This is a genomic window from Polynucleobacter sp. AP-Kaivos-20-H2 (assembly GCF_018882215.1).
GTDB lineage: Bacteria > Pseudomonadota > Gammaproteobacteria > Burkholderiales > Burkholderiaceae > Polynucleobacter.
This window is the reverse complement of sequence record NZ_JACVOX010000003.1, coordinates 195908-218152: the sequence shown is the minus strand read 5'-3', so window position 1 is coordinate 218152 and position 22245 is coordinate 195908. Positions and strand designations below refer to the sequence as shown.

Genomic DNA, 22245 nt, shown 5'->3' with positions numbered 1-22245 from the left:
ACTGCTCACGACCAAAAAATAAATAAGGGCATATGTAAGGAATAAATAATTTTGAACCCCAAAAGATCATCAAAATTTTCCGCGCTCCCTTGAACCACATGACCTATGACAACGAGAATAATTGCGAAGCCTTGTGCAATATCTAAAAATGAATCTCGACTTTTAATAGCACCAGCGTTGGTCATGGCACGTGGATTGAGTTTATGAATATGCCTTATTATCTAAGAAGTTTCTCAAACTCGTTTGTATCAATTCATTAAATACTGGGTAACCAACCGATGCTTAAGTCCATATCTCAATCCAACATATTGATAGCCGGGCCTGCGCGAAACATTGGTGAGTTTGTAGCTCAAAATATTCAAGCGCTTTTAGATGCCTGCATCAACTTCAAGAGCGCGAAAGCGTTGGTTATTGAGAGCGACTCAAGCGATAACACTATTGATGTTTTGGATGCTCTAAAACAATCTAATAAGCAATTCAACTACATCTCATTGGGCATCCTTGCCAAAAAAATGCCAAAACGAACAGAGAGATTGGCTTTTGCCAGAAATCGCGTTCTAGATGAGGTTGTGAATAACCCTGAATATGCTAATGTCGATTTCATTGCCATGGCAGACCTGGACGGCATCAATCGCCATATCAGCGCTGAAAAAATTGAAGCATGTTGGAATCTAAAAGAACCGTGGGATGTTGTCACGGCCAACCAGCCAGATCGTTACTACGATATATGGACTCTGAGACATCCCGTTTGGAGTCCGGATGACTGTCTATCCCAGAGATCAAAACTGGAAAAGGTCATTGGCAAGGAAGCTGCAAATACCCTTGCTGTCAAAGCCAAACAGGTTTCGCTTGACCCCTCACAAGGAATGATAGAAGTCGATTCTGCCTTTGGGGGACTTGGAATATACAAAAGATCTGCTTTTGAAGCAGGTCGTTACATTGGCCTTGATGCTGATGGAAACGAAGTTTCAGATCACATTAGCTTTCACCGGGATTTGAAAAGGGCTGGGTATCGTATTTACATCAATTGCGCACTCGTAAATAGTGATCACCATATCGATCCGCCTCCCCCACCTCCAAAATCAAGATCAATGGGTGCCCTCAACTACATACAAAAAATCGGCCTCGCCTTATTTGGGCGTGACCGATTTAATAAATATTTAGACCTACTAAAAAAAGATTAGGTACTTATTTACTAACCCTACATTCAGAGGGTAGGAGTTGTGGAATTAAATTTGTTTCAGTGGATCGACAAGTCCAACCGCCCGCCCAAGTGGCGCCTTCAGGTTTCGATAAATCAATAGGCTTCGGTGAATTAGCATCAGACTCATTTGTCGGCACTAAATGAAGCGTATTTTTTCCGTCAGGCGCTACGCTAACTTGATAATCAATTGCAATCGCGCCCGATGGTGTGATCTCAATTAACTTCACGCTACGTGTAGGAGTGAAGGTAAATGATCCGTGTGTCGCCTCATCCATCGGGACCGTTCCACGACTCGCAAAAGCTTCAGTCACCGCTAATTTTGCACTGGAGGATAAATTCATACCCTCTATAACGCGACTACGGGCAATGTAATCCTGATACTGCGGTACAGCAATTGCCACTAAAATTCCAATAATGGCCACCACAACCATTACCTCAATAAGCGTAAATCCCATCTCTTTATCCCGCTTTTGGGATGGATTTCTATAATTTTGATTTATGTTTTGCATTTATTCTGGCTCCCTAGATGAAATATCTCATCATCCAGTCTAGTCCCTTAATCCTCAAGAAACTCAGGTGTAAAAAAAGCCAGCTTTTATCGCCGGCTTTTCTGATTTAGAAGAAGGTTAAAGAAGCTTAAGCTTTAGCGCGATTCTTTTTCTTCAAATAGGTCCCTAGTAATATCACAATAGCAACTCCAATTCCCTCAAAAATCATGTGAGCGTCTTCCATTGCCCCTTGAATGGAATCCTTGATCGCCGGATCTTCCACTAACATGCCACCAGCCAATAGACCCAACAATCCAGCACCCAAAGTAATGATGACTGGGAAGCGATCCATTACTTTGAGAAGCATAGTGCTGCCAAAGATGATTAACGGAATAGAAAGGCCAAGACCAATAATTAAAAGGGCTAAACGAGTTTCTTCAGGGCCCTTTTGAGCGGCGGCAGCAACAGCAATAACGTTGTCCAAACTCATCACCAAGTCCGCCACCAATATTGTGCGTATCGCGCCCCAGATATTAGAGTGGCCATCCATCTCAGCTTCATCATCACTATCAGCCAGCAATTGCACGCCAATGTAAACCAGTAAAATTGCGCCAACGATTTTTAGATAAGGCAAACTAAGGAGCTGCACCGCAGTGATTGTCAAAACAACACGCAAAATAATAGCCGCTGCGCTACCCCAAAAAATCGCTTTCTTTTGTTGATTTGCTGGCAGATTACGTGATGCTAATGCAATCACTACTGCGTTATCACCGGATAACAAGATGTTGGCAACAATGATTGACAAAAGTGCAGCCCAAAATGCCGGACCTGAAAACACTGAAAAATCCATGAGTCGTCTCCCTACCTTATTTTTTATGTTTTAACTACTGATACAACAAAAAAGGATGCTGTTTTATCAGCATCCTTTTTCTTATTACTAATTACAACATTGCCTTTAGTAAAGCAGCCATTTCTGAAGGATTCTTCGTTACTTTGAAGCCACACTCTTCCATTACAGCAAGCTTGGCATCAGCAGTATCCGCACCACCAGAAATCAAGGCACCTGCGTGACCCATACGCTTGCCTGGAGGCGCTGTTACGCCGGCAATAAAGCCAACTACTGGCTTCTTCATATTGTCTTTACACCAGCGAGCAGCTTCTGCTTCGTCTGGACCGCCGATTTCACCAATCATGATCACAGCATCAGTCTCTGGATCTTCATTGAACATTCTCATGATGTCGATGTGCTTCAGACCATTGATTGGGTCGCCACCAATACCAACCGCTGTGGACTGGCCTAGGCCAATAGCTGTCAACTGACCAACTGCTTCATAAGTCAATGTACCAGAACGGCTAACAACGCCAATACGACCCTTCTTATGAATATGACCAGGCATGATGCCGATCTTCAGCTCATCTGGAGTGATAATGCCTGGGCAGTTAGGGCCAAGCAATAAAGTCTTCTTGCCGCCAGCAACTTCTTTAGCATGCATCTTGTTACGCACTTCAAGCATGTCGCGCACTGGAATGCCTTCAGTGATACAGATCACAAAGTCAAGGTCAGCTTCAACAGCTTCCCAAATCGCAGCAGCAGCACCAGGAGGTGGAACATAAATAACAGAAGTTGTTGCACCAGTCTGCTGAGCAGCCTCTTTTACAGTCCCATAAATAGGAATATTAAAAATAGACTCGCCCGCTTTTTTAGGGTTCACCCCAGCAACAAAACAGTTTTTACCGTTTGCGTATTCCTGACATTTTTCAGTATGGAACTGACCGGTCTTACCAGTAATACCTTGTGTAATGACTTTGGTGTTTTTATTGATCAAAATAGACATATTGAAATTCCTGGATTATTTGTTTTTGGCAACAGCAGCAACTACCTTGGTAGCAGCTTCAGCCATTGAATCGGCGCTAATAATTGGCAAACCAGAGTCTGCAAGAATCTTCTTGCCTAGATCTTCGTTTGTACCCTTCATACGCACAACCAAAGGCACTGTGAGGTTAACTGCCTTACATGCAGTAACAACGCCGTCAGCAATTACGTCGCAACGCATAATGCCGCCGAAGATGTTTACCAAAATTGCTTCAACGCTCTTGTTCTTCAACATGATCTTGAATGCTTCGGTTACTTTTTCTGCAGTAGCACCGCCACCAACGTCCAAGAAGTTTGCTGGCTCGCCGCCGAACAACTTAATAGTGTCCATGGTAGCCATCGCCAAGCCTGCACCGTTCACTAAACAACCAATATTGCCGTCTAATGAGATGTAAGCGAGGTCAAATTTAGAGGCTTCGATTTCAGAAGCATCTTCTTCATCGATATCGCGGTAAGCCACGATTTCTGGATGACGGAACAACGCGTTTGGATCAAAGTTGAACTTTGCGTCCAAAGCCTTGATCTTGCCATTACCTTCAAGAATCAATGGATTGATTTCAACTAATGAAGCATCGGTATCCCAGTAAGTCTTATACAAGTTCTTAAATACATCGCGAGCCATTGGGATGGACGCTTCAGGCACGCCAATGCCTTTAGCAACGACATCGCAATCCGCATCTGTTAATCCAACCATTGGATCAACAAATACTTTGATAATATTTTCTGGATGAGATTCAGCAACTTCCTCAATATCCATACCACCTTCGCTTGAAGCCATGATCACATTCTTTTGTGTTCCGCGGTCTGTCACGATGCTGAAGTAGTACTCTTTTTTAATATCAGCGCCATCTTCAATCAGGAGGCGATTTACTTTTTGACCTTCTGGTCCAGTTTGATGTGTCTTGAGCTGCATGCCCAAAATTTCAGAAGCATATTTTTTCACTTCATCCATGCTTCTTGCCAATTTCACGCCGCCGCCTTTACCGCGACCACCAGCATGAATCTGCGCTTTTACAACCCATACTGGGCCACCGAGTTTTTCAGCAGCTTTCACCGCCTCATCAACACTGAATGCAGGAATGCCGTTAGGAACTGGCACATTAAATTGGCGAAGAAGTTCTTTGCCTTGGTACTCGTGAATTTTCATAATTACTCCGAAACGGTATCTTTTTTAGCAAGCGATGAGGATTAGTTAAACCGATGTTGCCTTGATCCCATACTTACTCTAGAAATAGCTAAATTAGCCATATATGAATAAATGCGAACGGCTTGACCGACTTCATAAGTCTAGCATGCTGCAATGCCGCAATTAGTGTTTACTGATCCGTAATTGCCCTAATCCGGACTCTGTCCGCCAATCACTTTTGCCACCACTTCGGAGCCAAAACCCTTCGATGCCAAGAAGCGATACTGCCTAGCTCGCTCCTTTTGGTCCTGAGCGCGTATGCCGTATTTTCTGGTCCAGAGATCAAAGGCACGCTGAAACTCGGTCTCTTTTAGGGCTCCAAGCAACTTGGCTGACTGCTTGGCTTCCACCCCAGCTCTATCGAGCTCATCGGCAATCTTTCTCATCCCGTAGCGCTCACTGCGACGGCGAACCAGCGCTTCAGCAAAACGCTCGTCAGATAACCAACCTCTTGCCTCAAAGTCATCTAAAACGGCTTCAATCTGAGAGCTCCTAGATTCAGGCGTTTGCTCAGCCTGCTCGCCGCCTAACTTGCCCCATCTTGCTTCTGATTCTGCCAACTTTGCGGCTAATCCTTTGCGACTGTATTCTCGCTGCGACAAAAGGCGCAAAGCCCGAGCTTTGAGACTCGGGCTTTGTTTGACCTTCTGATTACTGCTTAACTCTTGCATCGAATTATTCGACTTCCTCTTCCTCGCTCAGCACATCCGTTACTACTGCTGAACCAGATTTAACGCCTAATTTCTCACGAATTTTTGCTTCGATATCTTTGGCAATGGCTGGGTTCTCTTTTAAGAACTCGCGCACATTGTCTTTACCTTGACCAATGCGATCACCGTTATAGCTATACCAAGAGCCTGACTTTTCAACGAGGTCAGCTTCAACACCCATATCAATAATTTCGCCTTCTCTAGAAATACCAGCACCGTACATGATGTCAAAAATTGCTTCGCGGAATGGAGGAGAAACTTTATTCTTCACAACCTTCACACGGGTTTCATTACCAACAACCTCATCGCCTTTTTTGATGCTACCAATACGACGGATATCTAAACGCATAGAGGCGTAGAACTTCAGCGCATTACCACCAGTAGTGGTTTCTGGAGAACCAAACATCACACCAATCTTCATGCGAATCTGGTTAATGAAGATCACAGTAGTGTTGGTGCGCTTGATAGCACCAGTCAATTTACGCAAAGCCTGGCTCATCAAACGCGCTTGCAAGCCTGGTAAAGAGTCGCCCATATCGCCTTCGATCTCAGCTCTTGGAACCAAAGCAGCAACAGAGTCGATGACGATTAAATCAATAGAACCTGAGCGAACTAATGCATCTGCAATTTCTAATGCTTGTTCACCAGTGTCTGGTTGAGAGATCAACAGATTGTTTACATCCACGCCGAGACGTGATGCGTACTGCACATCTAAAGCGTGCTCTGCGTCAATAAATGCGCAAGTGCCGCCAAGCTTTTGCATTTCTGCAATCGCATGTAATGTCAAAGTAGTTTTGCCAGAAGATTCTGGACCGTAGATTTCAATCACGCGCCCACGCGCAAGACCACCAACTCCAAGAGCGATATCCAATCCGAGTGAACCACTAGACACCACCTGAATGTCTTGGCTAATTTCGGCATCGCCCAATCTCATGATTGAACCTTTGCCAAACTGTTTCTCAATTTGTGCCAGTGCTGCAGTTAATGCTTTTTGCTTGTCTCCGCTCATTCCTTCAAATTCTGAAGAGGCTGATTGCTTTTTGTTATCCAAGGCCATTTTTTATTCCCTTTTCGCTATGTACTGGGCTTTTTCCCGAAGTTTTATCTACTGTGTAACAACTTAGGAGTTACTGTATATAAAAACAGTAGTCTTTGCAAGCGTCTTTTAAACTGAATTTACGGATTTTTGACTAGGTTGTACTTGATTGACTCGGTCCCAATAGAAAAAGAGGGGTATAGCGACCGCCCAGACCGCTCCTACCAGGATAAATCCAGTGATTTCACTACCAGGGACCCAGGATCCAGCCCCCATCCGAATACCAGCCTCATAGGACATTGGGCCAGCAATGGCGCCCAAAACAGCCCCTAAAACAGGCCTGCCGCGCAACCAAGTCAAGGAACCATTAATGGTGGTTGCCACCAAAACCCACAAGACCCACATCCAGAGAGGCGACAAATACGGTGACGGCCAATCATCCCGAAAATCCAAGTAGCCCATATGCATGATGAGAGTGTCGGCCACCAAACCAAAGACAAAGGCTTTCAATAAAAGGCTGATTTCTGTTTTGGGAGAAGGTGAACGCCAGGAGTGAAAAGCAATGTAGGCTAGGGTAGCAACTACCGCCCAGAGCACATCTTTATTGGCTGCGCCCAATACACAGGCAAACCAACCAAGTTGGAAAATAACAAAATTCCAAAATTTAGCCATATACCTAGCAACCTAAGAAAAAGGCCACTGCCGAGGGGCAATGGCCTTTAGATTTGGTGGCGAATCAGGGATTTGAACCCCGGACCTGCGGATTATGATTCCGTCGCTCTAACCAGCTGAGCTAATTCGCCGAACTCGCTATTGTAAATGATCGGAATGCATCTGTCTAAACGAATCAAGCCTTCTCGCCATTAGAGGTGTCTAGGTACTTATTTGATCTGAAATGTGCTGACAGCCTCATCTCGGCCATAAAGGACATTAAATTCGATTTTCTTGGCCAAAAAGAGCTTTTTAAGCACTTCATCCTTATTCTCAAACACAATCGCGGTTTGTTCAGGGTAATGCGAAAAAGGGTCGCTATTGACGTCTACCACCACCCCATCAATCTTCATTTGCTTGATTGAGCGCTTATAGAACTTATCAGGACGTATAAAAATCAGGCGCTTTACATATTTATCTAAGACGAGCTTTTGACCCTGCTCATTAGTCTTGAAGTAATAAACCAACTCCTCTTTGCCATTGGTAGTCATGTCGCGCTCTTCATCCCACTTAGCGTAAATGCTTGAACTCGCTATGGCACAAAGAAATACCAAGACCAATTGGCTCAATATAAGAAGAGATTTCTTTTGAGAGGAATTCATCCTGTGATCATATCAGCCAGATGAACACCTAAAAAGTAGAAGGCGTAATATTCCCAAATGATGAATTCATTTCTCTTGCGCCTACTCAGCTTTTTGCTCTTGAGTAGCTGCATCCCTACGACCGCTTCTGCAGCTCAAATCTTCATTACTAATTACCCATCAGAGGCCAATGCCAAAGTCTTTGTCACCAAGTACCCGTCTGAGGCGAACTGCATTGTGTATGACACCCAATACTCGAGTGATAACGAGCCTGGCGTTTGGTTTTATACAAAATATAAAAGTGATGCGCGTGCCGTGATTTACTACACCCAATACAAATCCGAGGCGGACCTTATTGTGTACTTCACTAAATACAAGAGTGATGCGCGTTGCCGCTACTAATAAACATTTTCTAAGCACACTCTTTACTTCATGAAACTTCTTTCTATATCCGCTGGCAAGGTAGCTCCTTTATTCGGCAATCACCATCCTAATTACAAATCCGTTGCTTCAGCCATTCGCAAGCAGGCGGTAAGTGATTTAAAAAATCCTGCTCCAGTTGAAATTACTCCGCTTGGTGTTAAAGGTGATGAGCAAGCCGACCTATCGGTACACGGCGGAATTGAAAAAGCCATTTATGTTTATCCAGCAGAGCATTACATCTTCTGGAATGAGCTACTCACTAGAGAAACCAAGCGGTCAGTTGACATACAGCATGGTGCTATCGGCGAGAACTTCACCGTCGAAGGCCTGCTAGAAACTGAAGTATTTGTTGGGGACCGCTTGCAAATAGGGGGGTTGGAATTCTCCGTCGTCAAACTTCGTGAACCATGTTTTAAGTTCAACGCTGCTGTTGCTTACAAGGGTGCAAGCAAAGCAATGCTGCAATCCGGCTTTAGTGGTTGGTATCTGCGGGTACTCAAAACTGGAACTCTCACTGCTGGAACTGAAATTACGTTGATTCCAGGTCCAAGAGAAATCTCTATTGCCCAGCAAAATCAAAAGCTCTTAAATAATCGCAATCAAAAAGATTTGTGGGAATAAAAAAACCCGACCATTTCTGATCGGGTTTCTTATTTGATACAGACTAAAACTGCTTAGTCACGTGCGTAGATATCTACGTCTTTAGTTTCACGTACAAACAGCGTACCAATTACCAATGTCATCGCAGCGATGATGATTGGGTACCAGAGACCGTAGTAAATGTTACCGTTTTGCGCTACCAAGGCGAAGGAGATCGTTGGCAACAAGCCGCCGAACCAACCGTTACCAATGTGGTATGGCAAGGACATAGAGGTGTAACGAATACGAGTTGGGAACATCTCAACTAACATCGCAGCGATTGGACCATAAACCATGGTTACCAAGAGCACCAAAATGACCAAGATTCCAAGAACTGCAGCATAGTTAATTGCGGCAGGATCAGCCTTAACTGGATAACCTTCTTTATTTAAAGCCTCGCGAATTGCTTTTTTAAACTCAGCATCTTTTGCTTTTGCTTCAGCAGGATCAATACCCTTAGATGTATATCCAGGGATTTCGATATCGCCAATTTTCACAACAGCAATGGAACCGGCTGGAGCCGTAACGGTTGTATAGCTAGCAGAGTTAGACGCCATCACTTGTTTTGCAATATCGCAAGAACTTGTGAACTTTGCTGTACCAGTTGGGTTGAACTGGAATGTACATTCAGCAGGATCAGCAGTAATCGTAGCTGGTGCTGTTGCCATTGCCTTTTCCAACGCTGGATTAGCAAAGTGGGTTAAGCCATTGAACAAGGAAACTGGTGTGTTGGGGATATACAGAATGACGGCAAGTAACAAACCGCCCATGATGATCACTTTACGACCAATCTTGTCAGACAAGCTACCGAAGACCACGAAGAATGGCGTACCGATTACCAAGGAAGCAGCAATCAACAAGTTTGCTGTCTTTGGATCTACTTTCAACACTTGTGTGAGGTAGAACAAAGCGTAGAACTGACCTGTGTACCAAACCACTGCTTGACCTGCAACCAGACCAAACAATGCCAAGATCACAATTTTCAAGTTCTTCCATTGACCGAATGATTCTGTCAAAGGTGCTTTAGACAATTTGCCTTCTTCTTTCATCTTCTTGAAAGCTGGGGATTCATTCATGGATAAACGAATCCATACAGAAACTGCCAACAATGCAATAGAAACGATGAAAGGAACGCGCCAGCCCCAAACATCAAAGTCTGGACCAGTGAATTCACGTGTGAACAAAATCACGAGCAAGGATAGGAACAAGCCTAAAGTAGCTGTTGTCTGAATCCAAGCTGTGTATGCGCCACGCTTGCCGTTAGGCGCATGTTCTGCAACATAAGTAGCAGCACCACCGTACTCACCGCCCAAAGCCAAACCTTGAAGCATACGCAATGCGATCAAGATGACTGGAGCAGCAACACCGATAGTTGCATAGTTAGGCAGAATACCCACGATGAAAGTTGCGCCGCCCATCAATAAGATGGTAACCAAGAAGGTATATTTGCGACCAATCAAATCGCCGAGACGACCAAACACCAACGCGCCAAATGGACGCACGATGAAACCAGCAGCAAACGCTAACAAAGCGAAAATGAAGGCAGAACCAGCATCTAGGCCAGAGAAGAATTGCTTAGCAATAATTGCCGCAAGTGAACCGTACAAGTAAAAGTCGTACCACTCAAAAACCGTACCTAAAGATGATGCAAAGATAACTTTGCGTTCTTCAGCGGTCATTGGGGCTGCTTTAATTGATGTTGACATCAGTAGCTCCTAACTATTTTTATTAAATAAATAACAACGGGTCGATTATGCTTTGAAAAAATTCAAAGAAATCCACTAGTTAGGGTAATTCCCCATCAAATAAGATCGGGGTTTTCCCGAGATATTTGGGAATTAGAGCTAGCTACGCAACACCTATGAGCCCAGCCTTGGTGCAATTAGCGTGTTTTAGTAATAAACATTTTGGGCACGCGCAGATCCCAATAAATCGCAGCTGCGCGCAGTCCAAAAATTCCGAGCATGCAAATCACGGAACCCTCGACTACATACTGAGGCAAGAAGTTCAGGACCAGGACATACGCACAACAGCCCAAAGTCACTGGAATGGCATAAAGCTCATGGGACATGATGAGCGTTTTTCTGCCAGCCAAAACATCACGTAATAAGCCTCCGCCGATTGCAGTGATTACGCCCAAGATGACTGGTGCCACAGGTAAGCCATATCCCATACCCCACGCCTTATCAGCCCCCTGAATGGCAAAGAGTGCTGCACCAAAACCATCGATGTACAGCATCCACCGATAAATTTGCGGTTGAGTAAAGAAGGATTCTGCGAAGAAGGTAATAACACTAGCAGCTAGAGCAAGCCATACATACATTTGGTTCTCAGACCAGAAAATAGGGGCTTCTAAAATAATGTCGCGAATGGTACCGCCACCAATTGCGGTAATCAAACCCAGCACCAAAACACCAAAGAGGTCTACGCCACGATCTGCAATGGCCAAAACCCCAGTTACCGCAAAGGCCATGGTTGCAATGATGCCAATCCAGAAATTAATATCTTCCATAACACCAGTCTAATGCACTTTGTCCGAGCGCAGACTTGAATGACCGCCCTGAATATACTGTTAGCTATGAGTGCAAATAAGGTGTTGATATGACCTATAAGCTTTATAGCTATTGGCGCAGCTCCGCCGCTTTTCGTGTTCGCATCGCCCTCAATCTCAAGGGTATGGATTATCAAATCATCCCCGTTCATCTGAGTAAAAATGGTGGAGATCAGCTGGGCGAGGAGTATGGCAAGAAAAATCCCAATCGCTTAGTACCCATTCTGGAAGATGGTGAAAAAAGCATTCATCAATCCTTAGCCATTATTGAGTATCTCGAAGAGATTCAAGCCGAGCCAGCACTCTTACCAACACTCGCAATTGACCGAGCATGGGTTCGCTCTGTCGCAATGGATATTGCGAGTGATATTCACCCAATCAATAATTTGCGGGTATTGCGTTACCTTATTAAAAAACTCGGTATCAGCAGTGAGGCAAAGGACGAATGGTATGGGCACTGGATCAAGGTTGGGCTTGAGAGTGTAGAGAAACAATTAAGTCTGGATCCACGGGTTGGAAGATTTGCTTATGGAGATCAACCTGGCTTGATTGACGTCTGCCTTGTACCCCAGCTATTTAATGCACTGAGCGCAAAAGTAGATATAAAGCCCTACTCTACACTCATGCGAATCTTTGATGAGTGCATGACATTGCCCGCATTTATCGATGCCTCTTGGGAAAAACAAATAGATGCTGAAGGGTTAAATCCCGTTGCTCCACCACAGAAATAAAGAGAGTGTCAGCAAAGAACTCACCGTGGTAATTAATACCACTCTAGAAATCACGCTACCGTCAGCTTTGTAGTACTGCGCCAACATAAAGGGGCCCGTACCAGTTGGGAGCGCGCTGAGTATGACAATGGCACTCACCCATAATGCCGGTAGCTCCAAGATGGGGTCCGCAATGACCCAAGCAATCAAGGGTTGCAGAATCAGCTTTGCCAAACTGATACCCCAAGCCTGAGCAGGAGCCGCAGTACTTTTTTGCATCAGAAATAAACCGATGGAAACGAGAGCACAAGGTGTCGATGCGGCTGCTAAGAATGCAATTACTTGTGCAATGGGGTCGTATAAAGTTAAATCGCTCGAGGCCCACAACAGACCCGCAACTGGAGCTATTAATAAGGGGTTGGTACAAAGCGATTGAATGACGCTCAACCCAATCTCGTGCGGCTTCTTATGCGACAAGATGCCAATCTCAATCAAGACTGTGGCTAAAGCAAACATGACAAACACAATGAAGGTGGAAATGATCGCAGGTGCTAAACCATCTTGACCAAGGGCAAGTGCACATAAAGGAATACCCATATACCCCGTATTTGAATAAGAGGCACTCAGGCCATCAAAGCTAGCTGACGCTAAATCGCGATGACGTAGCCAACTCACCAAGAGCACTAGGACAAAAACAATTAAACAACTTAGAAAAATTGCAGTGATGAAACCGGGTTGCCATAGTGTTTGCCAGCCACTATTCGCAGCAAAGTTAAAGAGTTGCGCGGGTAATGCCAACCAAACCACAAAACGATTGAGCTCAACTGAAGCGTTCATGCCCAACTTACCAGCACGCCCACCAACATACCCAATCAAGATGAGTAGAAATACTGGGAGAACTACATTAAATACGTAGAGCAAAATATTTAACGGGTGATAGTTAAAAGATTAAGAAATTTTCTTCAGGGTCTTGACATAACGCTGGGCATTTTTGACATAGCGGCCAGCGATATCGTGGATGCCAGTGATCTGCTCCGGAGTCAACTCTTTTACTGCCTTGGCGGGAGTTCCCAAAATCATGGAGCAGTCTGGAAATTCTTTCCCCTCGGTAACAAGTGCGCCTGCACCAACGAGACAGTTTTTTCCAATCTTCGCACCATTCAAAATAACTGCGCCAATGCCAATCAAGCTACCGTCTCCAATGTGACAACCGTGCAGCATCACTTGATGTCCAATGGTGACGTGCTTACCAATAATGAGTGGGTAACCTGGATCTGTGTGCAGAACAGAGGCATCTTGTACATTACTGCCTTCACCGATTTGAATGAGGTCGTTATCGCCACGGATAACAACTTTGGGCCAGATACTCGCATCTTGATGAAGTTCTACTTTGCCGATCACTTCTGCGCTGTCGGCAACCCAAGCACCCTCAGCTAGATGAGGGGCATTTTCGTCTAGTTCAAATATAGCCATGACTCATTATAGGTATGAATCAGGCTATAGATGAACGACTGCGCACTAAAAGCGAATTACCAGTTTGGCTCGCGATCAGGAGTTGAAGAAATACGATGCACACTTAAATCCGCACCTTCAAATTCTTCTTCTTGAGACATCCGAATACCCAAGACTGCTTTTAGGGCGCCGTAGACAATAAAGCCACCAAGCAATGCAATGCCAACGCCTAAGGCACTACCAATCAGCTGGCCAGTAAAAGTAACACCACCAATTCCGCCTAAGGCTTTGGTCCCAAAGATGCCGGCAGCTAATCCACCCCAAAGACCGCACAAACCATGTAAGGGCCAAACACCAAGAACATCATCAATCTTCCAGCGGTTTTGAACCAAGGTAAACATATAAACAAACAAGGCGCCGGCAACTAAGCCAACAAATAAGGCGCCGAGAGGATGCATTAAGTCTGAACCTGCACATACTGCAACCAAACCAGCAAGTGGCCCGTTGTATGTAAAACCAGGATCATTACGACCTACAACCCAAGCAGCCAATGTTCCACCAACCATTGCCATCAAAGAATTCATCGCAACTAAACCACTGATCTTGTCGATCGTTTGTGCGCTCATCACATTAAAGCCAAACCAACCCACCGCTAAGATCCATGCACCCAAGGCCAAGAAAGGAATGCTTGATGGTGGATGAGCAGAGATTTGACCTTCTTTTGTGTAACGGCCACGGCGCGCGCCCAACAAAATAACACCAGGCAAAGCAATCCAACCACCTACCGCATGAACTACCACTGATCCTGCAAAGTCATGAAACTCTTCACCAGTAAACCCTTTAATCCAAGCCTGAATACCGTAATGCTGATTCCAAGCAATGCCTTCAAAGAATGGATAGACAAAACCTACCAATAAAAAAGTAGCAATAAGTTGTGGATTAAATTTAGCGCGCTCTGCAATGCCACCAGAAATAATTGCGGGAATCGCAGCGGCAAAAGTCAGCAAGAAGAAAAATTTGACTAACTCGTAACCATTTTTCTCTGCCAGCAACTCTGCTCCGGAGAAAAAGTTCACACCATAAGCAATGCTGTAGCCAATAAAGAAATAGGCAATTGTTGAGACCGCAAAGTCGACCAAGATTTTGACTAAGGCATTGACTTGGTTTTTCTTCCGAACCGTTCCCAACTCCAAGAATGCGAAGCCTGCATGCATGGCAAGAACCATGATGGCGCCAAGCAAGATAAATAAAGCATCACTTCCAGATTTCAAAGTTTCCATGCAATTTCCCCTCTCTGATTTTTTGCATCATTATGGGGAGTGAAAAATCCCAAAAATGGGCATAGTGCACTTATTTAGTGCATATAGAGAGATTTTTATGGTTTATCATCGTTTTTACATACACCCAAGGGAGAACCCATGAAAAAAATCCTCATCGCATTAGCCGCTCTAGCTGCATTTTCCGGTCTTGCCGAAGCACAAGAAACCATCAAAGTATTGAGCACACAAGAACTTGCGAATGTTTGCAAACTCCCTGCAAGCCCAGAATCTCGTAGCTTCTGTATTGGCTTTACTACTTCTGTTTATGAAACCTATTTAGCTACTCGTCATCCGCAACGTGCAAAGCCATTTATTTGCGTTAAGCAACCTGCTCCAGCGCGTGATGAAGTCATTGGCGATTTTGTGAAGTTTGCAAACAGCACCCCACAAGTTGCAGACAAACCAGCAGCAGGCGTTTTCTTGGGCTTTTTAGCTTCACGCTTCCCTTGCGCCAAAAAATAATCTAAGCAACTTAGACAAACGAATACCCATTTAAAGGATCAGTTGAGATGAAAAAAATTATCGCAATTACCGCAGCAACTTTAGCAATCGCTGGTTGCTCAAACATGAGCAATACAGAGCAACGCACACTTTCAGGCGCAGGTATTGGCGCAGCAGCTGGTGCTGTTGGCACTGCAATTTTCCACGGCAATCCTATCTGGGGTGCAGTTGGTGGTGCAGCAGTTGGTGCAGCATCTGGCTATGTCTATGATGCTTACAAGAAAAATGAGGCTTCTAATTACAACTCTGGCTATAACGCTGGTAAAAATAATCAGCCAGCGCAGGCACCTAACTAAGCTATACCACTCGGTCTAATAAGGCCGGATTGCAGTAACACAAACCCAGCTCGTATTAATTTACCAGCTGGGTTTTTATTTGAATCTGCCCTGCCAATGCTTTATGAATTGGACATTTATGTGCAATCTCAAGTAAGCGCTCTTTCTCCTCAGCACTCAAGTTGCCTTCCAGCTGAATCTCGCGGGAGAATGTTTCAACATCATCATGCCGCTCAATATCCACAGTCACAATCGCATTGTCTAATTTCATTTCTTTGCGCCCAGCGTACATCTTTAGGGTCATTGAAGTACAGGCTGCCAAAGCAGCACCAAGGTACTCGTGAGGACTTGGGCCAGTATCAGAGCCACCTTTAGAAACTTCTGTATCAGACAAAAAATGTAAATCACCAGCAGTTAATTTCTGCTGAAGAGGGCCTTGGCCAAACTGTGAAACTACTTTTCTCATAAAAATCCTAAAAAATTATTAATACAAAGAAATCATCAAGACTGAATTTAACCCGAATGGGATTTGCTTGCTTTTTGTACGGTGGGTAATTGCGCCTTCTTCCAAGCAGTAAAGCCACCTTCTAAGTGACATATATTGGGCACACCCATTCTCTGGAGAATTTGCGTAGCTAAGGCTGAACGCCAAGCTGAGGCACAATACAACACCAATCTCTTGCCTTCCCCAAAGATTGGCTTGTAATAAGGGCTATCAGGGTCAACCCAAAACTCCAACATCCCTCTGGGGGCATGCAGCGCATTCGGAATCATGCCCTCTCGCTCTAACTCACGAACATCCCTTATATCCAAAAACACCACATTGGGATCAGCCAGTAAATCTGACGCCTTTTCCACGGAAAGCGTCTCAATTTCAGCCATTGCTTCCTGAATGAGCTCTTGATACCCAATCTTTAATTTCACCAAAATCTCCTAAATTAACAATGCCTTAGTGTCACCAAGCACCTGCTACCATTCTGCTATGAACTTTACCCCTACAGAACTTGGCGCAAGCATTATTTTTGCAATTGCTGTTTTGCATACCTTTTGCACGGGCTATTTTGAAACGATTGCTAAAAAATCGCCTCGGCATGCTGGTCTTTGGCATTTGCTTGGCGAAGTAGAAGTTGTTTTTGGTTTTTGGGCTGCCATATTGGTTATTTTCATTTCCTTATATGACGACTTAGGGACAGCGAAGAACTTTCTCAATAAACGTAATTTCACAGAACCACTCTTTGTCTTTGCCATCATGATTGTGGCCGGCACAAAACCCATTCTGTATTTTTCTACTCAAATTTTGCATGTGCTGGCCAATGGCCTGCAATACCTTTTGCGTATCAGAAGTGCTCCTGCTTTATATTTTTTAATCCTAGGCGCTACGCCCCTCCTTGGCTCTTTGATTACCGAACCTGCAGCAATGACTCTGGCTGCTTTTTTATTGCGCGATCTTGTCTATCGTCACCAATGCTCTAAAGCGCTTCTGTTTGGCACTCTTGGGGTGCTCTTTGTGAACATCTCCATTGGAGGCACACTCACTAACTTTGCCGCTCCGCCTGTTCTCATGGTGGCCTCTACCTGGGGATGGAGTTCAGCATTTATGTTTAGCAACTTTGGTCTAGAGTCTTGCATTGCAATCTTCATCAATGCTCTGGCAGCAACTCTTTTATTTCATCGCCAATTGATTGAACCTAATACCGATAAAAGGGAAGTAAAAATTCCTTTAGCAGTCATTTTGACGCATCTGCTTTTTTTATTTGGAGTGGTTTACTTTGCGCATGATCCGATTATTTTCACGTGGATTCTGCTTTTCTTTATTGGTTACACCACAGCATATCCAAAACATCAAAGTCCTCTCATTCTGAAAGAGGCACTTTTAGTCGGCTTCTTCCTGGGTGGCTTAGTAGTATTGGGTGCATTACAAGGATGGTGGCTGCAACCTATTCTTGAAATGATGAGCCCTACCGCAGTCTTTTATGGCAGTCTTGTTTTGACTGCTTTCACTGACAATGCGGCACTCACCTATTTAGGATCATTGGTAACCGGCACCTCACCGGAGTTCAAACTGGCATTAGTGGGTGGAGCGGTTGCTGGTGGTGGCCTCACCGTTATTGCTAATGCTCCCAACCCAGCCGGTATTGCGATCTTGCGTGGCCACTTTCCTGGACATACGGTTTCAGCACTATATTTACTGATGGCAGCTATTCCGCCCACTATCGTGGCAATTCTGGCTTACAGGCTCATATAAGAACAACTTGGGTCTTAGGCAGTAAAATCTGAACTTCGCCCCCAGCTATAAACCTGAGAACGGCATATGAAAAAGCTCTATATCAAAACCTTTGGCTGCCAAATGAACGAGTACGACTCGGGAAAAATGGCAGACCTCCTGCATGCCGATGAAGGCATGGTCATGACAGATCGACCGGAAGATGCCGACGTGGTTCTTCTGAATACTTGTTCTATCCGCGAGAAAGCAGAAGACAAAGTCTTTTCAGATTTGGGACGGCTACGTGAACTCAAAAAAACGAAGCCTGACTTACTAATTGGTGTTGGCGGCTGCGTTGCCAGTCAAGAAGGCCAACAAATTGTTAGTCGTGCTCCTTACGTTGATGTGGTGTTTGGACCTCAAACACTCCATCGCTTATCCGACCTCATTGCACAGCGTCGCAAAACTGGAGTCTCTCAAGTAGATATTTCTTTTCCTGAGATTGAAAAGTTTGATCATCTTCCTGCATCTCGCCAAACTCGTGGCTCGGCATACGTCTCCATCATGGAAGGTTGCTCCAAGTATTGCAGCTACTGTGTTGTGCCCTATACGCGTGGCGAAGAAGTCTCTAGGCCATTTGATAATGTCCTCACTGAAGTTGCTGGTCTAGCAAGTAAAGGCGTCAAAGAAATTGTTCTGCTTGGTCAAAACGTAAACGCTTATCTTGGCAAGATGGGTGATACCGAAGAAATCGCTGACTTTGCTCTATTGATTGAATACATCGCTGACATTCCTGGGGTTGAGCGGATCCGCTTTACTACCAGCCACCCTAAAGAATTTACACAACGCCTCATCGACGTCTACGCTAAAGTGCCTAAGCTTGTAAGTCACCTACATTTGCCAGTACAACATGGCTCGGATTCTATGCTCTCAGCGATGAAGCGCGGCTATACAGCCCTAGAGTTCAAGAGCATTATTCGCAAGATGCGCGCTGTTCGTCCCGACCTGACACTGTCCAGTGATTTCATCGTGGGTTTTCCAGGTGAAACTGAGGCTGACTTTGAGAAGCTACTCAAAATGGTTCAGGATCTGAACTTTGATAACAGCTTTTGTTTTATCTTTAGCCCACGCCCAGGAACTCCTGCGGCAAACCTTCACGATGACACACCTTACGAGGTAAAACTCAAGCGCCTCCAAACTTTATTGGCATTGGTTGAGGGACAGGCAAACCAAATTAGCCAAAAAATGCTGGGTAATACTGAAAGAGTATTAATTGAGGGTCTTGCAAAGGATGGTGTCAACTTACAGGGTCGTGCTGAAAATAATCGTGTCATTCATTTCACAGCACCCGATCAAGATATTGAGAGTCTTATTGGTCAATTCGTAGACATTCGCATTACGGAAGTTCTGAACTACACCCTCAGAGGCGAGTTGGTAGAAGCCCATGTCAGCCAATAAAAAAAGTTTCTCTCCCAAGCTAACGATTGAGCTGCAATACGCCAGTCCGGCGATTGAGGCTGCCGTCAATAAAGCAGCTTCCTCAACCCTAATTAAAAAATGGGTCAAGAGTTCCACGATACTTGGTGGCTTAATTACCCTTCGCTTTGTGAATGCTGCGGAAGGTAAAAAGCTAAATTTTGCTTTTCGTCAAAAAGATTACGCCACCAATGTTTTAACTTTTCCTTACGAGCTTTCAAAAGAAGCTGTAGTAGCAGATATTATTTTTTGCCTACCGGTTCTGCAAAAAGAAGCCAAAGAGCAAAGTAAATTACTAAAAGCCCATTTGGCCCATTTAATTGTGCACGGCTGCCTTCATGCTCAAGGTCATGATCACGAGGTGGGCCGGGATGCTAAAAAAATGGAGGCCCTGGAAATCCAAATTCTCCAAAAATTGGGCTTTGCCAACCCCTATTCTTGATTTGCCATATTTCTACGCTATTCTTGCTATATGCCTGACCCCAATAAATCCCTTTTAGATCGCTTGGCTGATTTTTTAACTCCGCAGCCAACTGAACCCAGTGAGCGCCGTCAAGAACTGATTGATACCCTTCGGGAAGCTCAGGCTGAGGGATTAATTGATGCGGATGCTCTCTCCATGATTGAGGGTGTTTTTCAAGTAGGGCAGTTGTGCGCTCGCGATATCCTTGTGCCCCGCGCCCAAATTGATTGGATTGATATTGGCCAACCTCTCTCTGAAATTATTAAGAGTGTTATTAAAGCGGCTCACTCACGCTTTCCCGTATTCGAAGGCAGTCGAGATAACGTCATTGGCATTTTGTTAGCAAAAGATTTATTACGTCACGCTACTGAGAAAGATTTTCAGGTGCGCGATTGGTTACGCCCTGCAGTATTCATTCCAGAATCTAAACGTCTTAGCGTCTTATTGCGAGACTTTAAAGATAACCGTAACCATTTAGCTATCGTAGTTGACGAATATAGCGGCGTTGCCGGCATCATTACCATTGAAGATGTGCTCGAGCAGATCGTTGGCGATATTGAGGATGAGCATGATGTCGATGAAGAAGCAGACAACCTCATCGCTTTAGATAATGGCGATATCCGAGTTAAAGGCATTACCGAGCTTGAGCAATTTAATGAAAGACTTGGCACTCATTTTGAAGTGGAAGATATTGAGACCGTGGCGGGCTTAGTGATTCAGCATTTAGGCCGCGTCCCTAAAATGGGTGAGCTCATTGAAATAGGTGGCATTGAATTTGAAGTGCAGCGCGCCGACCCAAGACAAATTCATATTCTGCTTGCACGACAATCCAATAAAAAATCAGACTGAGATTTACATTGTTTGATCAGCACTCCAATCATTCGGGTATGAGCATCAAAATCTTTTCAGTTTGCATTCTATTTGTATTGGGAGCCGCCCTTGCTGCCGTTGCTGAGTTACCTTATGGCGGCTGGATTCAGATCCCCGTTCTCAGCCTTCTCTGGTGGCGTCTTGATCAAAAGTCCATTTCCTTAAAAAAACAATTTTTCTTAGGCTTCTCATTCGGCATTGCGTATTTTGTTGTTGGTCTATGGTGGCTTTACATCAGCCTGCATGATGTTGGTGGCATGAGTGCGCCACTTGCTTGTATGGGTGTTTTTCTGCTCTCTGCTTATGTGGCGCTCTATTTCTCATTGGCAACACTTGCTATTCCGCTGTTTAAACAGAATCGCTTATTTGGCATGCTGCTGGCAGCGAGTTGGGTTCTTGCGGAATTTCTACGAGGCTATCTCTTCACTGGATTTCCTTGGATGGGCTTTGCAGAAACCCAGTTCAACGGCCCATTTGCGCCTGTCGCACCCTTCTTTGGCGGGCTAGCATGTACCTTTTTGGCGGTATGGGCCTCCTGGGAAATTTACCAAGCTCGTAAGCATGTCATTTCTAGCGCGCTCCTCATCTTGGCTGTCATTGGGATTTCTCAAAGCGCTAGTTTATTTACTTTCACCAAACCAGTTGGAGAGCCAATTAGCGTTCGCTTAATTCAAGGCAACTTTGAACAAAGTCTGAAATTCAATCCTCAAGCTATTGGCAAGCAAATCGATTTCTATGCAGGGGAAATTACTAAAGAAGCAGCCAACCTCATCATCATTCCTGAGACTGCGTTTCCATGGCCACTTCCAAATTTACCCATTGGCCTATTGGATTACTTGCAAAACTTTTCCAATAAGAGCGGTAGCAACATTCTGCTTGGCTTGATCGGTGAAGTACGTGGAGAAGGTGGTATGCAGTATTCGAATCGCGCTACTGGAATATCTCCCAATGCATTGCCCTATCAATACGATAAAGCGCACCTCGTTCCCTTTGGAGAATTTATTCCTCTAGGTTTTCAGTGGTTCGTCAAAGCCTTTCATGTACCCATGAGCGACTTTGCAAGAGGAAAGCTAGATCAATCCCCCTTTACGATTGTGCGCAAGGATCAAGATGATCTTCATGCGGCAATTACGATTTGCTATGAAGACGTCTTTGGTGGCGAACTCGCCTCTCGTATTCAACACAGCGATCAGCCGATCAACCTACTCATCAATATGACCAATCTAGCCTGGTTTGGGGAATCTCAAGCATCCACTCAACAACTCAGGCTTTCACAATTGCGGTCCTTGGAAACCGGGCTTCCCGCCTTGCGTGCCACTAATACTGGAATTACTGCGGTTCTTGGTCCCGATGGCAGAGTACTGAAAGTGCTTCCGGAATTTACCCAAACAACCCTCAACACCCAAGTCCAGGCTTATTCTGGAAAAACACCTTATGTCATTTGGGGCAATTTACCGATTTTGGGTATTTCTTGCCTGCTCTTGCTTTGGGGTCTGATTCGTCACAGGCGTTTTAAGCATTTTTAACTCTAGAGTGCTCTAGCCATGTAAAATCAAAGGCTTAGCCAGGTTAAT

General features: G+C 44.8%; 26 protein-coding genes and 1 tRNA gene. 11 read left to right on the top strand and 16 right to left on the bottom strand.

Translation table 11 applies throughout. From position 1 onward, the window contains the following. The first annotated feature begins 278 nt into the window (after window positions 1-278). The gene (locus tag ICE89_RS09700; protein WP_216265739.1) at window positions 279-1184 is read left to right on the top strand and encodes a hypothetical protein; all 906 of its coding nucleotides are present in this window, start codon (window positions 279-281) and stop codon (window positions 1182-1184) included. A gap of 4 nt (window positions 1185-1188) precedes the next feature. Here ICE89_RS09700 and ICE89_RS09695 read toward each other — a convergent pair whose 3' ends face one another. From ICE89_RS09695 to ICE89_RS09655, 9 genes are all read right to left on the bottom strand, one after another. Then, window positions 1189-1713 (bottom strand): pilin, encoded by a 525-nt coding sequence (locus tag ICE89_RS09695; RefSeq protein ID WP_216265738.1) that lies wholly within the window; start codon window positions 1711-1713, stop codon window positions 1189-1191. 127 nt (window positions 1714-1840) lie between these two features. Continuing rightward, window positions 1841-2542 (bottom strand): TerC family protein, encoded by a 702-nt coding sequence (locus ICE89_RS09690; protein ID WP_216265737.1) that lies wholly within the window; start codon window positions 2540-2542, stop codon window positions 1841-1843. Window positions 2543-2633: 91 nt separating this feature from the next. After that, entirely contained in the window at window positions 2634-3527 is an 894-nt protein-coding gene (gene sucD, locus ICE89_RS09685; RefSeq protein WP_216265735.1) for a succinate--CoA ligase subunit alpha, read from the bottom strand. Between the two features lie 15 nt (window positions 3528-3542). Then, window positions 3543-4712: an ADP-forming succinate--CoA ligase subunit beta gene (gene sucC / locus ICE89_RS09680; RefSeq protein ID WP_216265734.1), complete on the bottom strand. Its 1170-nt coding sequence runs from the start codon at window positions 4710-4712 to the stop codon at window positions 3543-3545. Between the two features lie 188 nt (window positions 4713-4900). Further along, a complete protein-coding gene (locus tag ICE89_RS09675; protein ID WP_216265733.1) occupies window positions 4901-5422 on the bottom strand; it encodes a regulatory protein RecX in 522 nt (173 codons plus the stop codon). A gap of 4 nt (window positions 5423-5426) precedes the next feature. Then, window positions 5427-6512, bottom strand: a complete 1086-nt coding sequence (gene recA / locus ICE89_RS09670; RefSeq protein WP_370624865.1) for a recombinase RecA — start codon at window positions 6510-6512, stop codon at window positions 5427-5429. Window positions 6513-6626: 114 nt separating this feature from the next. Further along, window positions 6627-7169 carry a DUF2878 domain-containing protein gene (locus tag ICE89_RS09665; protein ID WP_216265732.1) on the bottom strand — a complete coding sequence of 181 codons (543 nt, stop codon included), beginning with the start codon at window positions 7167-7169 and terminating at the stop codon, window positions 6627-6629. 54 nt (window positions 7170-7223) lie between these two features. Further along, window positions 7224-7300, bottom strand: a tRNA-Met gene (locus ICE89_RS09660). A gap of 78 nt (window positions 7301-7378) precedes the next feature. After that, window positions 7379-7810: a hypothetical protein gene (locus ICE89_RS09655; RefSeq protein WP_216265731.1), complete on the bottom strand. Its 432-nt coding sequence runs from the start codon at window positions 7808-7810 to the stop codon at window positions 7379-7381. Window positions 7811-7867: 57 nt separating this feature from the next. Between ICE89_RS09655 and ICE89_RS09650 the strand changes: the two genes are divergently transcribed. Together ICE89_RS09650 and ICE89_RS09645 are read left to right on the top strand one after the other, a co-directional pair. After that, the gene (locus ICE89_RS09650) at window positions 7868-8191 is read left to right on the top strand and encodes a DUF6150 family protein (protein WP_216265730.1); all 324 of its coding nucleotides are present in this window, start codon (window positions 7868-7870) and stop codon (window positions 8189-8191) included. A gap of 30 nt (window positions 8192-8221) precedes the next feature. Continuing rightward, window positions 8222-8833: an MOSC domain-containing protein gene (locus ICE89_RS09645; protein ID WP_216265729.1), complete on the top strand. Its 612-nt coding sequence runs from the start codon at window positions 8222-8224 to the stop codon at window positions 8831-8833. 53 nt (window positions 8834-8886) lie between these two features. On the opposite strand, the gene ICE89_RS09640 is transcribed toward ICE89_RS09645, so the two are convergent. Both ICE89_RS09640 and ICE89_RS09635 read right to left on the bottom strand, forming a co-directional pair. Further along, the gene (locus ICE89_RS09640; protein ID WP_216265728.1) at window positions 8887-10557 is read right to left on the bottom strand and encodes an MFS transporter; all 1671 of its coding nucleotides are present in this window, start codon (window positions 10555-10557) and stop codon (window positions 8887-8889) included. A 176-nt stretch (window positions 10558-10733) separates the two neighbouring features. Further along, window positions 10734-11363, bottom strand: a complete 630-nt coding sequence (locus tag ICE89_RS09635; protein ID WP_216265727.1) for a trimeric intracellular cation channel family protein — start codon at window positions 11361-11363, stop codon at window positions 10734-10736. 89 nt (window positions 11364-11452) lie between these two features. Between ICE89_RS09635 and maiA the strand changes: the two genes are divergently transcribed. Next, a complete protein-coding gene (gene maiA, locus ICE89_RS09630; RefSeq protein ID WP_216265726.1) occupies window positions 11453-12133 on the top strand; it encodes a maleylacetoacetate isomerase in 681 nt (226 codons plus the stop codon). Here maiA and ICE89_RS09625 read toward each other — a convergent pair. Genes ICE89_RS09625 through ICE89_RS09615 form a run of 3 tightly spaced genes read right to left on the bottom strand, consistent with a single transcriptional unit; the run spans window position 12104 to window position 14844 of the window. Further along, entirely contained in the window at window positions 12104-13033 is a 930-nt protein-coding gene (locus ICE89_RS09625; protein WP_216265725.1) for an AEC family transporter, read from the bottom strand. The genes maiA and ICE89_RS09625 overlap by 30 nt on opposite strands. Before the next feature lie 27 nt (window positions 13034-13060). Further along, window positions 13061-13585 (bottom strand): gamma carbonic anhydrase family protein, encoded by a 525-nt coding sequence (locus ICE89_RS09620; protein WP_216265724.1) that lies wholly within the window; start codon window positions 13583-13585, stop codon window positions 13061-13063. A gap of 56 nt (window positions 13586-13641) precedes the next feature. Continuing rightward, window positions 13642-14844 carry an ammonium transporter gene (locus tag ICE89_RS09615; RefSeq protein WP_216265723.1) on the bottom strand — a complete coding sequence of 401 codons (1203 nt, stop codon included), beginning with the start codon at window positions 14842-14844 and terminating at the stop codon, window positions 13642-13644. A 138-nt stretch (window positions 14845-14982) separates the two neighbouring features. Between ICE89_RS09615 and ICE89_RS09610 the strand changes: the two genes are divergently transcribed. After that, complete coding sequence (locus tag ICE89_RS09610; RefSeq protein ID WP_216265722.1) at window positions 14983-15345, top strand: Rap1a/Tai family immunity protein; 363 nt, start codon at window positions 14983-14985, stop codon at window positions 15343-15345. 47 nt (window positions 15346-15392) lie between these two features. Further along, on the top strand, window positions 15393-15680 hold the full coding sequence (locus ICE89_RS09605) for a glycine zipper domain-containing protein (RefSeq protein ID WP_216265721.1): 288 nt from the start codon (window positions 15393-15395) through the stop codon (window positions 15678-15680). Between the two features lie 55 nt (window positions 15681-15735). On the opposite strand, the gene ICE89_RS09600 is transcribed toward ICE89_RS09605, so the two are convergent. Both ICE89_RS09600 and ICE89_RS09595 read right to left on the bottom strand, forming a co-directional pair. After that, entirely contained in the window at window positions 15736-16125 is a 390-nt protein-coding gene (locus tag ICE89_RS09600; RefSeq protein WP_216265720.1) for an OsmC family protein, read from the bottom strand. A gap of 47 nt (window positions 16126-16172) precedes the next feature. Continuing rightward, a complete protein-coding gene (locus ICE89_RS09595) occupies window positions 16173-16583 on the bottom strand; it encodes a rhodanese-like domain-containing protein (protein ID WP_216265719.1) in 411 nt (136 codons plus the stop codon). A 58-nt stretch (window positions 16584-16641) separates the two neighbouring features. Between ICE89_RS09595 and ICE89_RS09590 the strand changes: the two genes are divergently transcribed. From ICE89_RS09590 to lnt, 5 genes are all read left to right on the top strand, one after another. Continuing rightward, on the top strand, window positions 16642-17904 hold the full coding sequence (locus tag ICE89_RS09590) for a putative Na+/H+ antiporter (RefSeq protein ID WP_216265718.1): 1263 nt from the start codon (window positions 16642-16644) through the stop codon (window positions 17902-17904). A gap of 66 nt (window positions 17905-17970) precedes the next feature. Further along, window positions 17971-19320 carry a tRNA (N6-isopentenyl adenosine(37)-C2)-methylthiotransferase MiaB gene (gene miaB / locus ICE89_RS09585; protein WP_216265717.1) on the top strand — a complete coding sequence of 450 codons (1350 nt, stop codon included), beginning with the start codon at window positions 17971-17973 and terminating at the stop codon, window positions 19318-19320. Then, on the top strand, window positions 19307-19780 hold the full coding sequence (gene ybeY / locus ICE89_RS09580) for an rRNA maturation RNase YbeY (RefSeq protein WP_216265716.1): 474 nt from the start codon (window positions 19307-19309) through the stop codon (window positions 19778-19780). The genes miaB and ybeY overlap by 14 nt, the downstream gene beginning before the upstream one ends. Before the next feature lie 30 nt (window positions 19781-19810). Next, the gene (locus ICE89_RS09575; RefSeq protein WP_216265715.1) at window positions 19811-20650 is read left to right on the top strand and encodes an HlyC/CorC family transporter; all 840 of its coding nucleotides are present in this window, start codon (window positions 19811-19813) and stop codon (window positions 20648-20650) included. A gap of 38 nt (window positions 20651-20688) precedes the next feature. Beyond that, on the top strand, window positions 20689-22197 hold the full coding sequence (lnt, locus tag ICE89_RS09570; RefSeq protein WP_216265714.1) for an apolipoprotein N-acyltransferase: 1509 nt from the start codon (window positions 20689-20691) through the stop codon (window positions 22195-22197). The last annotated feature ends 48 nt before the right edge of the window (window positions 22198-22245 follow it).